The following is a 13,366-nucleotide window of genomic DNA, read 5'->3' on the forward strand; positions in this document are numbered from 1 at the left end:
TCTCCCGTCAGACGCGTTCGATGATCGTTGCGGTGCCCATGCCGGCGCCGATGCAGAGGGTCACCAGCGCGGTATCGAGGTCGCGACGCTCAAGTTCGTCCAGCACCGTTCCGAAGATCATCGCACCTGTGGCGCCGAGCGGATGGCCCATGGCGATGGCGCCGCCATTGACGTTGATCCTGTCGTGCGAAATATCGAAAGCCTGCATGTAGCGCAGCACCACCGAGGCGAAAGCCTCGTTGAGCTCGAACAGATCGATGTCCGACAGCTTCATCCTGGCGCGCTTCAGCAGCTTCTCGGTCACGTCTACCGGACCGGTCAGCATCAGCACCGGTTCCGAACCGATATTGGCGAATGCACGGATGCGCGCGCGCGGCTTCAGGCCGATCGTCTTTCCAGCCTTCTTCGAGCCGAGCAGAACGGCCGCCGCGCCGTCGACGATACCGGACGAATTGCCGGCGTGGTGGACGTGGTTGACCTCTTCCACCTCGGGATGCTTCTGCACCGCGACGGCATCGAAGCCGCCCATTTCGCCGGGCATGACGAAAGACGGGTTGAGTGCCGCCAGCGACTGCATATCGGTCGCGGGCCGCATGTGCTCATCGTGGTCGAGGATGGTCAGGCCGTTCTGGTCCTTGATCGAGATCACCGAATTCTTGAAGCGGCCCTCGCCCCAGGCTTTGGCAGCACGCTTCTGGCTCTCGACCGCATAGGCGTCGACGTCGTCGCGCGAAAAGCCGTATTTCGTGGCGATCAGGTCGGCCGAGATGCCTTGCGGCACGAACCAGCCCGGCAGGCCAACGGAGGGGTCCATGAACCAGGCGCCACCGGATGCGCCCATGCCGACGCGCGACATCGATTCGACGCCGCCGGCGATGACAATCTCGTCGGCGCCTTGCGCAATTTTGGCTGCGCCGAAATTGATGGCGTCCAGGCCAGAGGCGCAGAAGCGCGAGATCTGCATGCCGGGCGCTTTCGTGTCGTAGCCCGCCTCGAAGGCGGCGGCGCGCGGAATAACAGACCCCGCCTCGCCGACCGGGTCGACGCAACCGAAGATGATGTCGTCGACGGTGCCGGTATCCAGCCCATTGCGGTCGCGGATCGCCTCGAGCACCTTGGCGCCGAGCCGCACCGCCGGCACCTCGTGCAGCGAGCCATCCTTCTTGCCCCTGCCGCGCGGCGTGCGCACGGCATCATAGACATAAGCTTCGGCCATTTTCTTGCTCCTTGGTTTGCTGAAAGTCGCTCAGAGAGAGCGCCCGATCAGCAATTTCATGATCTCGTTGGTGCCGCCGTAGATGCGCTGGACGCGGGCGTCGCGGAACATGCGGGCGATCGGATACTCATTCATGTAGCCATAGCCGCCATGCAATTGAAGGCATTCGTCGACGACTTTTCCCTGCAGGTCGGACAGCCAGTATTTGGCCATCGAGGCCGTCACCGGGTCGAGGCCTCCATTGATATGGCGGGCAACGCAGTCATTGTAGAAGACCCGGCCGATGGTCGCTTCGGTCTTCAGTTCGGCCAGCTTGAACTGGGTATTTTGGAATTCGATAATCGCTTTGCCGAAGGCCTTGCGCTCCTTGACGTAGTCGATGGTCTGCGCCAGCGCCCGCTCGATCATGGCGATGGCGCCGGTGCCGATCTGCAGCCGCTCCTGCGGCAATTGCTGCATCAGCTGGACGAAGCCCTGGCCTTCCTCGTGGCCGAGCAGATTGGAGGTCGGCACGCGCATATCGTTGAAGAACAGTTCCGACGTGTCGTTGGCCTTGAGCCCGATCTTGTCGAGGTTGCGGCCGCGCTCGAACCCTTCCACCTCGTCGGTCTCGATGACGATCAGCGAAGTGCCCTTGGCGCCCTTCTCCGGATCGGTCTTGGTGACGATTATGATGAAGTTGGCGAGCTGGCCGTTGGTGATGAAGGTCTTCGAGCCGTTGACCTTGTATTGGTTGCCATCCTTCTCGGCTCGCGTCTTGACGCCCTGCAGGTCGGAGCCGGCGCCGGGCTCGGTCATGGCGATGGCGCCGATCAACTCGCCGGTCGACAGTTTCGGCAGCCATTTCTTCTTCTGCTCCTCCGAGCCGTAGTGGAGGATGTAAGGGGCGACGATCGAATTGTGCAAGCCGATGCCGAAACCGTCGACGCCGACATGGCCGATCGCCTCGATGATGGCGCTCTCATGCGCGAATGTCCCGCCCGAACCGCCATATTCCTCCGGCATCGAGGCACAAAGCAGACCGGCCGCACCTGCCTTCAGCCAGCTCTCGCGGTCGACCATCTCGTTCTTCTCGAACTCTTCATAGCGCGGCGCGATCTCTTCCGACATGAAGCGGTGCGCCATGTCGTAGAGCATGCCCACCTCGTCCGCCGCCCAGGCGGGTTTGGGGAGGCCGAGGATTTCGGCGGGGTTGGTCATGCTATTTCTCCCGCGCCAACGCTCCCCTCCCCCTCGAGGGGAGGGTGGCCGCGAAGCGGCCGGGTGGGGTAGCCGATGGCGTGCTCGATCTTATCTTTTACAACCTGCGCCATATGCCACGGCATTGCGATCATTCTCCTCCCAGGGCATGTCACCATAAAAGAGGTCGCGCACTGCACGCAGGACCCCTCCCGGCCCTTCGGGCCGCCCTCCCCTCGAGGGGGAGGGGAACGTCGAGCTTAGAACGCTTCCGCTGGCAGTGCCATCAATGTCTCCGCGCCGCTGGAGATGCGGGCGAGGTGAGCCGACGTCTCCGGCATGATCCGCTCCATGAAAAAGCGCGCCGTCACCAGCTTGCTGTCGTAGAAGGCCGAAGAACCATTGGCGTCATTCGCCAATTTCGCCCCGGCTGCCTTAGCCATCTGCGCCCACATATAGCCCAGCGCTACCAGGCCGAAGAGATGCATGTAGTCGGTCGAGGCGGCACCGGCGTTGTCGGGCTTGGTCATGCCGTTCTGCATCAGCCACATCGTCGCCGCCTGCAGATCGTTGAGGCCCTTCTTCAGAGCCTTGGTAAAGGAGGCCATCTTCTCGTCAGTGCGGTTCTCCTCGCAGAACTCGCCGACCTCCTTGAAGAAGGCCTGCACGGCGCGGCCGCCATTCAAGGCCAGCTTGCGGCCGACGAGGTCGAGCGCCTGGATGCCGTTGGCGCCCTCGTAGATCATGGCGATGCGGGCATCGCGCACGAACTGGCTCATGCCGTGCTCTTCGATATAGCCGTGGCCGCCGAACACTTGCTGCGCCATCACCGCGTGGTCGAAGCCCTTGTCGGTGAGCACGCCCTTGACCACCGGTGTCATCAGGCTGGTGTAGTCGTCGGCGGCCTGGCGGTCCTTGTCGTCACTGGCACGGTGCGCGATGTCCGACTTGATCGCCGTCCACAGCGCCAGCGCGCGGCCGGCCTCGTTGAAGGCCTTCATAGTCATCAGGCTGCGGCGGATTTCGGGGTGGACGATGATCGGGTCGGCCTTCTTGTCCGGCGCCTTCGGCCCGGACAGCGAGCGGCCCTGCAAGCGATCCTTGGCATAGGACACAGCGTTCTGGTAGGCGACTTCCGACAGAGAAAGCCCCTGCAGGCCGACGCCGAGCCGGGCCTCGTTCATCATCGTGAACATGGCCTTCAGCCCGCCATTGGCGTCGCCGAGCAGCATGCCTTGCGCCTCGTCATAGTTCATGACGCAGGTCGAATTGCCATGGATGCCCATCTTCTCCTCGATCGAGCCGCAGGAGACGGTGTTCTTCTCGCCCGGATTGCCGGACGCATCGAGCTTGAGCTTCGGCACGATGAACAGCGAAATGCCCTTCACGCCTTCCGGTGCGCCCTCGATGCGGGCCAGCACGAGGTGGACGATGTTGTCCGACATGTCGTGCTCGCCGGCCGAGATGAAGATCTTCTGGCCTGAAATCCTGTAGGTGCCGTCGCCATTGGGAACCGCCTTGGTGCGCAGCAGGCCGAGATCGGTGCCGCAATGCGGCTCAGTCAGGTTCATGGTGCCGGTCCAGATGCCCTCGACCAGCTTCGGCAGCCATGTCGCCTTCTGCTCGTCGGTGCCATGGGTAATGATCGCCGCGATCGCGCCCTGCGTCAGGCCGGGATACATCATCAGCGACATGTTGGCCGAAACCATATATTCGGAAACAGCGGTATGCACCGCGTAAGGCAGACCCTGGCCGCCAAATTCGATGGGTGCGGCCAGCCCCATCCAGCCGCCATCGCGATACTGGTCGAAGGCCTCCTTGAAGCCTTTCGGCGTCGTCACCGAACCGTCGTCATGGCGCACGCAGCCTTGCATATCGCCGACGCGGTTCAGCGGCTGCATGACGTTTTCGGCGAGCTTGGCGCCTTCGGCGAGGATGGCCTCGACCACATCCGGCGTCGCGTCGGAAAATCCGGGAAGATTGGAATAGCGCCGGTAGCCCAGCACCTCGTTCAGCACGAACAGCGTGTCCTGGACCGGCGCCCTGTAGATCGGCATGCGTTTCCTCCACCATGCGGCCTTGGCTCCGAAATCAAGCCCCAAAAAAATGAATCAGGGACAGCATGCGGACCAATGTTCATGTCGGGATAGCAAAAGTTGACGTTTGCGTAAACGTCAATTTTTTGATGTGGCAAATTTTTCCGGGGCCTCACCCGCGAGCGTAGCGGCGCTTCTCCATTGAAGCCAGTGCGGAACGATTGAAATGTGTATTCATCCCGACGCAGCCGGAAGGCAGAAAGAGCCGCGCGGCCAACGCCCCGCGGCTCTCGTTCGTCAGAAGGCCGTTCACCGGAAGCCGGCGAGGCCGAATTATCCGGCGGCGCTGGCCTGCGGCGCCGAACGTTCGATCAACATCTGACGCACCGCCGCCATCGAGTTGCTCAACTCGTTGATGGCATCGTCGATCAGCGCCCGCTGCTTCTGCAGACGGGCAAGCTGCTTCTCCGACTTGTCGAGCGCCAGTCGCAACTGCTTGGTGTTGGAGCCAGTCGGGTCATACAGATCCATCATCTGCTTGACGTCGCGCAGCGAGAATCCGACCTTGCGGCCGAGCAGGATCAGCTTCAGCCGAGCCTTGTCGCGTCGCGTGTAGAGACGGGTCGAGCCGTCGCGCTGCGGAGTGAGAAGACCCTTGTCCTCGTAGAAACGCAGCGTGCGCAGCGTTACTCCGTATTTCTTGGCCATCTCGCCGATGCGGACAAGATCCTCGCCGGCTTTGTCAGACATGTCATTGGTATTGGCCGCGGCTTCGCCGGGCGAAACAAGTTTCATGGTCACTGGCTTTCCCCATCTGGTGGCGCCGCGGTCCCGGACCTTGCGTCGCCTGAGCGGAAGCGGGGGCGTGCTTCCACTCGTGGTTTCAACAAACAAATCGCAAACGGCACAGTCTGTGCACCTTTACGTTTACGTCAATTCTATACCGATAGCCGCCTCACGAAGCAAGGGCGTTGTGGGGGAGGAACTTTTTGCCGCATCCGCCAGCGCATGGCCCGGCGGCGCTTAGGCAGCCCGTCAACAACGTTGCAACTTCTTAAGCTTGGTTAACGCGTTGTTTACCACGTTGGGCGAAATGTGCGCATGTCGGTTACCCGTGTTTATCCTGTAGCGAATTTTTCACGGTTTTTCGGAGCGTGGGTGAAACCCGGGAAGGTCGTCTTCCACCGCAGCAAGCCGCGCGGCCGCCTTCGTTTCCGGCCGGACTTTGGGAAACTGGTCATAAGCCAGCAGTAATTCTGAACGGGCGCATCGATGAACAGCAAGCGGTCCTATCTCGATACACTCAACGTCGGCAGGCAGCGCAGGCCGCACACCACGCTTGAACAGCTCAACCGTTCCCTGGAAACGCTGGAGCAGCGGCTGGAGCGGACGCGCGAGGACCTGAGCGAGCGTCCCGATCCGCGCCGGCCGAGCGCGGAGCCGCGCTATGCCGGCGCCCGGCCCTATGAGGATCCGCGCCCGGCGCAGCCGCCGAAAAGCCCGGAGCCGGCTGCCTTTGACCAGAGTTACCAGGCGATCGCCCGCGATATCGACCGTGTGCGCGGCCAAGAAGACGGCGTCGCCGTGGTCGGCAAGATCGCCGGCGAATTGCGCGGCCTGCGCGAGGAACTGCGCCACCAGATGACCGCCGGCCTGCAGCGCGAATTCGAAGCGCTGCGCAAGGACATCGAGCGGGCTTTCCAGGCAAGCGCCGAGCCGGGTGGTCAATCGGGAGGCGGAAAAGGCAGCGCCGAACTCGGCGTCGAGTTTGAGCGGCTTTCCGGCGCCATCCAGACTCTGGCCGAAAGGAGCGACGACAGAAGCGTCAACATGCTCCGGCTCGAACTGGAGCAGGTCAAGGCCGCGCTCGACACGCTGGCGCGCGAGGAGAGCGTGCAGGCGGTTGGCCGCCGCTGGGACGATTTCGACCGCCGCTGGACCGCGTTCGAGGATCGTGTCGATGCCGATCAGCGCAAGCGGTCGGACGCACCCGGTCTTTCGATGCTGACCGACCGGCTCGAACAGATCAGCAACGCCGTCAACAATTTGCCGGAGTCGCTGTCGCTGCGGTCGATCGAAGAGAAGGTCCGCACGCTTGCCAGCGCCGTCGATCATTTCGCCAGGCAGCAGGACAATCGCGGCAGCAGCACATTCGGTATGATCGACGAGCGGCTGGACGAGATTTCCCGAGCTATCGTCGCATCCACCGTCGCCGCGCAGGCCAATTCATTCGACCCCGAACCCTTCGAACGCATCGAGAAGCGGATCGCCTCGCTTGCCCAGCAGATCGAGGAAGTCACGCAAGTTCACCCCAGCGGCGAGGTCATCGACCGCCTCAACATGCTGTCGAGCCGGGTCGACGATCTTGCCGGCCGGGCCAATTTGCCGGAGCAGGCGATGGAGCGTCTCGACAAGCAGATCGCGCTCATTGCCGACAAGATCGACAGGGCGCCTGCAATGCCGGATGCCGACTATATCTTCCAGGGGCTGGAGCAACGTTTCGACGTGCTGTCCGGCATGATGATGGAGCGCCGCCAAGGCGACGCGATCGAACAAGGCAACTTGCTGTTTCGTGATCTCGAGCGCCGGCTGGACGAAGTCGTCGACAGGCTGGACCAGCGCATGCCGCAGATCGACGGCGCCGGCATCATGGATGCCATCGACGCCCGCTTCAGCGCGCTGGCCCAGCGCATGGAAACGCGCGTTCCCGATTCCGCAAGCGAAGCGGCGATCCGTGGCCTGGAAGGCCGCCTCGAAGATATTTCAAGCCGGCTGGAATCATCGGCGGCACAAGTCGCCGGCATCGACCCGGCCCTGATCCGCAGCCTGGAGGCGCAAGTCGCGGGTCTGTCGGCGCATCTTTCGAAGCCCGGCACGCCATTGCCGGAATTCGAGGACATCAGCCCTCGTCTCGACGAAATCGAGAAGTCGCTGGCTGGCACCCGCGATTCCATCCTCAGCGCAGCGCGCGAGGCAGCCGAGAGCGCCGTCCGCTCACTGGCCGACTCCAGTGCCAACACGGCGGCCGTTTCTGGCCTCGCCCAGGATCTGAAGACGCTCGAATCACTGACGCGCCGTTCCGACGAGCGCAATTCGAGGACCTTCGAGGCCATCCACGACACGCTGCTCAAGATCGTCGACCGGCTGGGCTCACTGGAAACCGGCGAGCCGACCGACGCGGTGAGCGAACTTCTGAATACGCAATCGGCCGAGCCGGACAGCTGGCGCGGCGCGCGACCGTCAAAGATGGCCGTACGTGACGCGCCGTCCATGGACATCGACCAGCCATTGCCGCTGACGGGTGACATGGCCGACCTCGACAGCCATGCCACGGCCATCATGCGCAATGAACCAGGTTCGCGTAGCGAACCGGGCACGCGTACGCCGGCCGAAGCCGCTGCGGCCGCGGCGATGGCGGCGCTTGGTTCGGATACTGTGACGGAGAAAAGTGAGCAGCCCGGCGGCCGGAAGTCGATGCTCGGCGGACTGGCGCGCGTCTTCAAGGGTAAGAAGGAGGCAGACGTTCCACCGCTTGCCGGCTCGGCGCCTGATGTCGAGATACCGAGCGCCGATCTCGACGAGCCGCTGGATCCGAAGGTTGCCAACCGGCCGCTGGAGCCCGGCTCCGGCCCACCCGACCTCAACGCCATCATGAAACGCGTGCGCGACGAACGCGGACCGCCGGTCAGGCCCGGCAGTGCCGATGCATCGAAAGCCGACTTCATCGCCGCAGCCAGACGCGCGGCGCAAGCGGCGGCCGCCGAGGCCGACGCTCTCAAGCGGCAATCGAAGATGAGCGGCCCGGTGAAGGCGCTCAGGATCGGCGACCTGCTCAAGGCGCGGCGCAAGCCGATCCTGATGGCGGCCGCGGCAGTCATGCTGGCGCTCGCCGGCCTGCAACTGGGCACGGCCTTTTTCTCCGACCCCGTTGAAATAGCCAGCAACGATGCGGCGCCGATCGCGGCCGCGCAGCCAGCGAAAACCGCGTCGGCCGGTACCGCCAGCGAGCCGAAGACGGACGCGCAAACTGCAGGACAGGACAGCGCGCCGGCCCGCGTCGTCCGGCAGGCAGAGCCGTCCGAATCGGTAACGGAAGACGACATGCCGGCGCAGACCGCCCTCGCCGCGCCGTCGGACGCCGAAACGCCGATGGAAATCGGACCCGAGGCCGAACCTGTTCCTGCGCCCATCACTCCAACGGCGTCGCCCGATCCGGCGGCGAACGTGACAGCCTCGGCACATGCGGGCCCGACGGCTGCGGACACCGAGCCAATGGCCACAGCGCTGGCCGCCACGCCCGCGACCCCGGACATGACCGGCACGGTCACGCCCGCGGATGCTTCGACGACGGCGGCCGCTGCCAAGATCGACATCCCAGCCGATGCCGGCCCGGCTGCCTTGCGTGACGCAGCGGCCGGCGGCGACGCCAAGGCGTTGTTCGAGATCGGCTCGCGTTACGCCGAATCGCGCGGCGTCAAGCAAGACATGGCAGCGGCCGCCAAATGGTATGAAAAGGCCGCCGAGCTCGGCTTCGCGCCGGCGGAATACCGCATCGGCAACTTCTATGAGAAGGGCACCGGCGTCGCGCGCGACGTCAAGAAGGCGAAGACCTGGTACCAGCTCGCCGCGGAGCAGGGCAACGCCAGCGCCATGCACAATCTCGCCGTGCTCTTTGCCATGGCTGCGGACGGCGTGACCGACAATGAATCGGCCGCGCACTGGTTCCAGGCGGCCGCCGATCTCGGTGCCAAGGACAGCCAGTTCAATCTCGGCATCCTGGCGGCGAAGGGCGTCGGCATGAAGCAGAATCTCGAAGATTCCTACAAATGGTTCGCGCTCGTTGCCAAGACCGGCGACAAGGATGCGGCGGCAAAGCGCGACGAGATCGCCAAGGCGCTCAGGCCCGAGCAGCTCGAACGCGCACGCGCCGCCGCCGAACTGTGGAAGGCGAAGCCGCTCGATCCCGCGGCCAATTCGGCCGACATTCCCGAATCGTGGCAGGACGGCACGCCGCAGACGACCGCCAGCGTCGACATGAAGAAGGTCGTTCAGAACATCCAGCGCATTCTCAACAAGAACGGCTATGAGGCCGGCAATGCCGACGGCGTGATGGGCCAGAAAACCGAGGATGCCATCATGGCTTTCCAGACCGACAACGACTTGAAGCCGACGGGCGCGGTCGACGAAAAACTGGTCAAGGCGCTGCTTGCGCGCAAATAACGTCAGATGCGTCGTTTCCGCGACGCCTTTGCCACACATTTGCCTGTTAACTGATTGAGTTGTTTTTTGTTTCGGCGGCGTGGCGAGATTTGACTTCGCCGCCCGGCCGGCGCAAGAACGAGATAGGCTTTTAGGCGCGAAATGCCCGCAACGGTTGCATTCGTCGAGAGGCAAACTGATCGAGACTGACGGGTGGGCATCTATCTCCCGATCGCGGAAATTTCCGTCAACATTTTCGTGCTGCTGGCCATGGGCGCGGCGGTGGGTTTCCTTTCGGGCATGTTCGGAGTGGGCGGCGGCTTCCTCATCACGCCGCTGCTGATCTTCTACAACATTCCGCCGGCGATCGCCGTCGCTACCGGCGCCAACCAGGTCATCGCCTCCTCCTTCTCCGGCGCATTGTCGCACGTGAAGCGCGGCACGCTCGACTTCAAGCTCGGCGGTGTGCTTTTGGCAGGCGGCATCGTTGGCTCAACGGGCGGCATCTTTGTCTTTGGTTTCTTGCGCAGGCTCGGCCAGCTCGACCTGTTCATCTCGCTGCTCTATGTCGTGCTGCTCGGCACCGTCGGCGGGCTGATGCTGGTCGAGAGCGTCAATGCGCTGCGCGCCACGCGCAGCGGCGCGGCGCCAGTGCTGAAGAAATCCGGCCAGCACAACTGGATCCACCGCTTGCCGCTGAAGATGCGGTTCAGGGCCTCGAAGCTTTTCGTCAGCGTCATCCCGGTGCTCGGCCTCGGCGCCGGCATCGGCTTCCTGTCATCGATCATGGGCGTCGGCGGCGGCTTCATCATGGTACCGGCGCTGATCTATCTCTTGAAAGTGCCGACCAACGTCGTCATCGGCACCTCACTGTTCCAGATCATCTTCACCTCGGCCTACACCACGCTGGTCCATGCCACCACCAACCAGACGGTTGATGTCATGCTCGCCTTCCTGTTGATGGCGGGCGGCGTCGCCGGCGCGCAATACGGCGCCAAGGCCGGCCAAAGGCTGCGTGGCGAGCAACTCAGGGCGCTGCTGGCACTGCTGGTGCTGGCGGTCGCCATTCGGCTCGCAATCGACCTGTTCGTGACGCCTCCCAGCCTCTATTCGCTGTCCGGCGTGGACCCGACCTGATGGCGTGCTTGAGAGCGTTCCTGGCCGCTGCCTCGCTGTCGCTGTTCGCCGCCGCGTCACCGGGAAAAGCGCAGACGCCGGTTACCGAAAACATCCAGATCGGCCTGTCCACCGATCATGTCTCAATCACCGCCGGCTTTTCCGGCGCCGATCTCACCATCTTCGGCTCACTGGAAAATGCCGACCCGCTTGTCGCGCGCCAAGGGCGCTACGACATCATCGTCGTGCTTGAGGGTCCGGCCCGGCCGGTCGTCGTGCGCCGCAAGGACAGGGTGCTCGGCATCTGGATCAATCTGGAGTCCGAGACCTTCGAGAACGTGCCGGTGTCCTATTCGGTGGCGACGACGCGCCCACTTCAGGACGTCACCGACCCCAACAGCTACAAGCAACTGTCGCTCGGCGCCGCCAACATCTACATGCAGCCGGCCGACGATGGCGACAATCCGGCGACAATCCAGGAATTCACCGCGGCGCTGCGCGAGCGCAAGACGGCGACCGGCCTCTACAGCGTGAACGTCGGCGGCGTGCAGTTCCTGTCGCAGAACCTGTTCCGCGCCACCGTCAGACTCGCCCCCAATGTTCCGGTCGGCACCCACAAGGCACGCGCGTTCCTGTTCAAGAGCGGCCTGTTCATCAAGGAAAGCTCCGCCCAACTCGAAATCCGCAAATCCGGTTTCGAACAGTCGATCTTCCGCGTCGCCCACGATTATTCCTTTCTCTACGGCGTCTTCGCTGTATCGCTAGCCATGCTGACCGGCTGGCTCGGAAGACTGGTCTTCCGAAAGGACTAGCCCCCATGCGAAAGGTTGTTCCCCTTTTGTGGCTCATGGGTTAGACCGCGACCCCGGCCCGACCGGACACGAGCTGTCGCTCCCCACAATCAGAATACAGGCTTCACGATGCGTCCAGCATTCGGCGGTATCGACTTCGGCACTTCGAACTCCACCGTGGGCGTGGTCAGGAACGGGCAGCCGCAGCTCGTGGCGCTGGAAGACGGTCAGGTGACGCTGCCGAGCGCGGTGTTCTTCAATTTCGAGGACAACCGCACCTATTTTGGGCGCCGCGCCATCGCCAACTATACCGACAGCATCGAAGGTCGCCTGATGCGATCGCTGAAGAGCGTACTCGGCAGTTCGCTTGTCCATGAAAAGACGCGCATCAAGTCCCGATCGATCGCCTTCGCCGAGATCATTGGTCTGTTCGTCGGCCATCTCAGGAAAAGGCTGGAAGAGGATGCGGACGACACGGTTGAAAGCGTGGTGCTCGGTCGTCCCGTGCAGTTCGTCGACGACGATGCCGGAGCCGATGCCAAGGCCGAAGGTGAACTCGAAAACGCGGCCCGCACCCAGGGCTTCAAGCATATCGCCTTCCAGTTCGAGCCGATCGCGGCGGCGCTCGACTACGAGCAGAAGGTCACGCGGGAAGAACTGGCGCTGATCGTCGACATGGGCGGCGGCACGTCCGACTTCTCGATCGTGCGGGTCTCGCCGCAGCGCGCGCGCTCCCTCGATCGCAAGGACGACATCCTGGCGAGCCGAGGCATCCACATCGGCGGCACCGACTTCGATCGGCTGTTGAGCATCACCCATGTGATGCCGCAGCTCGGCTACCTCTCGCCGACCAGGGACGGCAAGCGCAACTTGCCGGCCAGCTACTTCATCGACCTGGCGACATGGCAACGCATCAATCTGGTCTACACCGCCAGGGCGATGACCCATCTGCGCCAGATCCGCTACGAGGCGGAACGCGCCGACCTGGTCGACCGCTTCATCCACATCGTCGAGCATCGTTACGGGCACGCGCTGGCCGCTTTGGTCGAAACGGCCAAGATCGACCTGACGCAGCAAGTTTCTGGTGATGTCGTAGTCGCGCTGCCCGGAGCGAGTTTCGCGGCAGAAATTTCCCGCGCCGGGCTCGAGGCCACGATTGCCAGGGATATCGAACGGGTGGCCGCGACGGTTGGCGAGACCATCCGTGACGCGCAGGTGAAACCATCCGCCATCACCGCGGTGTTCCTGACCGGCGGATCGACCGCCATCCCGCTGGCAAGGCAGCAGATATTAGCCTTGGTGCCGCGGGCGTCCGTCATCGAAGGTGATATGTTCGGCTCGGTCGGGCTTGGGCTGGCACTCGATGCGCAGCGGAAATTCGGCTGACCCGGCTTACCCGCGGACGGTCTCGCCGGCCTTCGCGCCCAGATGCGCCTTGAGCGCCATCTGGGCCAGACTTGCCTGCCGGTCACGGTGCGTGATCATGGCGAAATCACGTTTCGGCAGATCGATCGGCACGGAACGCAAGCTGCCTTCGGCAACGGCGCGTTCGACAACGAGTTCCGAAATGATGGTGGCGCCGGCGCCAGCCTCGACCGCCTGACGGACCGCTTCGTTGCTCGGCAGCACCAGGAATATTCGCAGGTCCGCGAACGAGATCCCTTCGCGGCGGGCAAGATCTTCCAGCACCTCGCGGGTGCCCGCACCCCCCACCCAGTTTGTAAACCCCGGATAGCAGATTTACGGAAGACCGCCCCAGACTAACCCCAACGCGCGTAACGAAGGCCCCACCCCCCGCATCACGCCCGACACCAACACCCAGCACCCCC

General features: G+C 63.6%; 8 protein-coding genes and 1 pseudogene. 4 read left to right on the forward strand and 5 right to left on the reverse strand.

Features of this window, described 5'->3' with window-relative positions; translation table 11 throughout:
- Window positions 1-7: 7 nt before the first annotated feature.
- The 4 genes from AC0L3N_RS31140 to AC0L3N_RS31155 form a co-directional block, all read right to left on the reverse strand.
- On the reverse strand, window positions 8-1,216 hold the full coding sequence (locus tag AC0L3N_RS31140; protein ID WP_192362898.1) for an acetyl-CoA C-acetyltransferase: 1,209 nt from the start codon (window positions 1,214-1,216) through the stop codon (window positions 8-10).
- Window positions 1,217-1,246: 30 nt separating this feature from the next.
- On the reverse strand, window positions 1,247-2,416 hold the full coding sequence (locus AC0L3N_RS31145; protein ID WP_473551411.1) for an acyl-CoA dehydrogenase family protein: 1,170 nt from the start codon (window positions 2,414-2,416) through the stop codon (window positions 1,247-1,249).
- 239 nt (window positions 2,417-2,655) lie between these two features.
- Window positions 2,656-4,452 carry an acyl-CoA dehydrogenase gene (locus AC0L3N_RS31150; RefSeq protein ID WP_123147397.1) on the reverse strand — a complete coding sequence of 599 codons (1,797 nt, stop codon included), beginning with the start codon at window positions 4,450-4,452 and terminating at the stop codon, window positions 2,656-2,658.
- Between the two features lie 312 nt (window positions 4,453-4,764).
- Window positions 4,765-5,226: a MerR family transcriptional regulator gene (locus tag AC0L3N_RS31155; protein ID WP_095493558.1), complete on the reverse strand. Its 462-nt coding sequence runs from the start codon at window positions 5,224-5,226 to the stop codon at window positions 4,765-4,767.
- Between the two features lie 477 nt (window positions 5,227-5,703).
- Between AC0L3N_RS31155 and AC0L3N_RS31160 the strand changes: the two genes are divergently transcribed.
- The 4 genes from AC0L3N_RS31160 (at window position 5,704) to AC0L3N_RS31175 (ending at window position 12,923) form a co-directional block, all read left to right on the forward strand.
- Window positions 5,704-9,651, forward strand: a complete 3,948-nt coding sequence (locus AC0L3N_RS31160; RefSeq protein ID WP_473551413.1) for a peptidoglycan-binding protein — start codon at window positions 5,704-5,706, stop codon at window positions 9,649-9,651.
- 192 nt (window positions 9,652-9,843) lie between these two features.
- Window positions 9,844-10,767: a sulfite exporter TauE/SafE family protein gene (locus AC0L3N_RS31165; RefSeq protein ID WP_123146557.1), complete on the forward strand. Its 924-nt coding sequence runs from the start codon at window positions 9,844-9,846 to the stop codon at window positions 10,765-10,767.
- Window positions 10,767-11,558, forward strand: a complete 792-nt coding sequence (locus AC0L3N_RS31170) for a TIGR02186 family protein (RefSeq protein ID WP_473551414.1) — start codon at window positions 10,767-10,769, stop codon at window positions 11,556-11,558. The genes AC0L3N_RS31165 and AC0L3N_RS31170 overlap by 1 nt, the downstream gene beginning before the upstream one ends.
- Window positions 11,559-11,666: 108 nt before the next feature.
- Window positions 11,667-12,923, forward strand: coding sequence for an Hsp70 family protein (locus AC0L3N_RS31175; protein ID WP_473551416.1), 1,257 nt, complete (start codon window positions 11,667-11,669; stop codon window positions 12,921-12,923).
- Between the two features lie 6 nt (window positions 12,924-12,929).
- Here AC0L3N_RS31175 and AC0L3N_RS31180 read toward each other — a convergent pair.
- A pseudogene (locus tag AC0L3N_RS31180) lies at window positions 12,930-13,247 on the reverse strand (LysR substrate-binding domain-containing protein); the annotation flags it as partial.
- Window positions 13,248-13,366: the final 119 nt, after the last annotated feature.

Source organism: Mesorhizobium sp. WSM4807 (genome assembly GCF_055811615.1).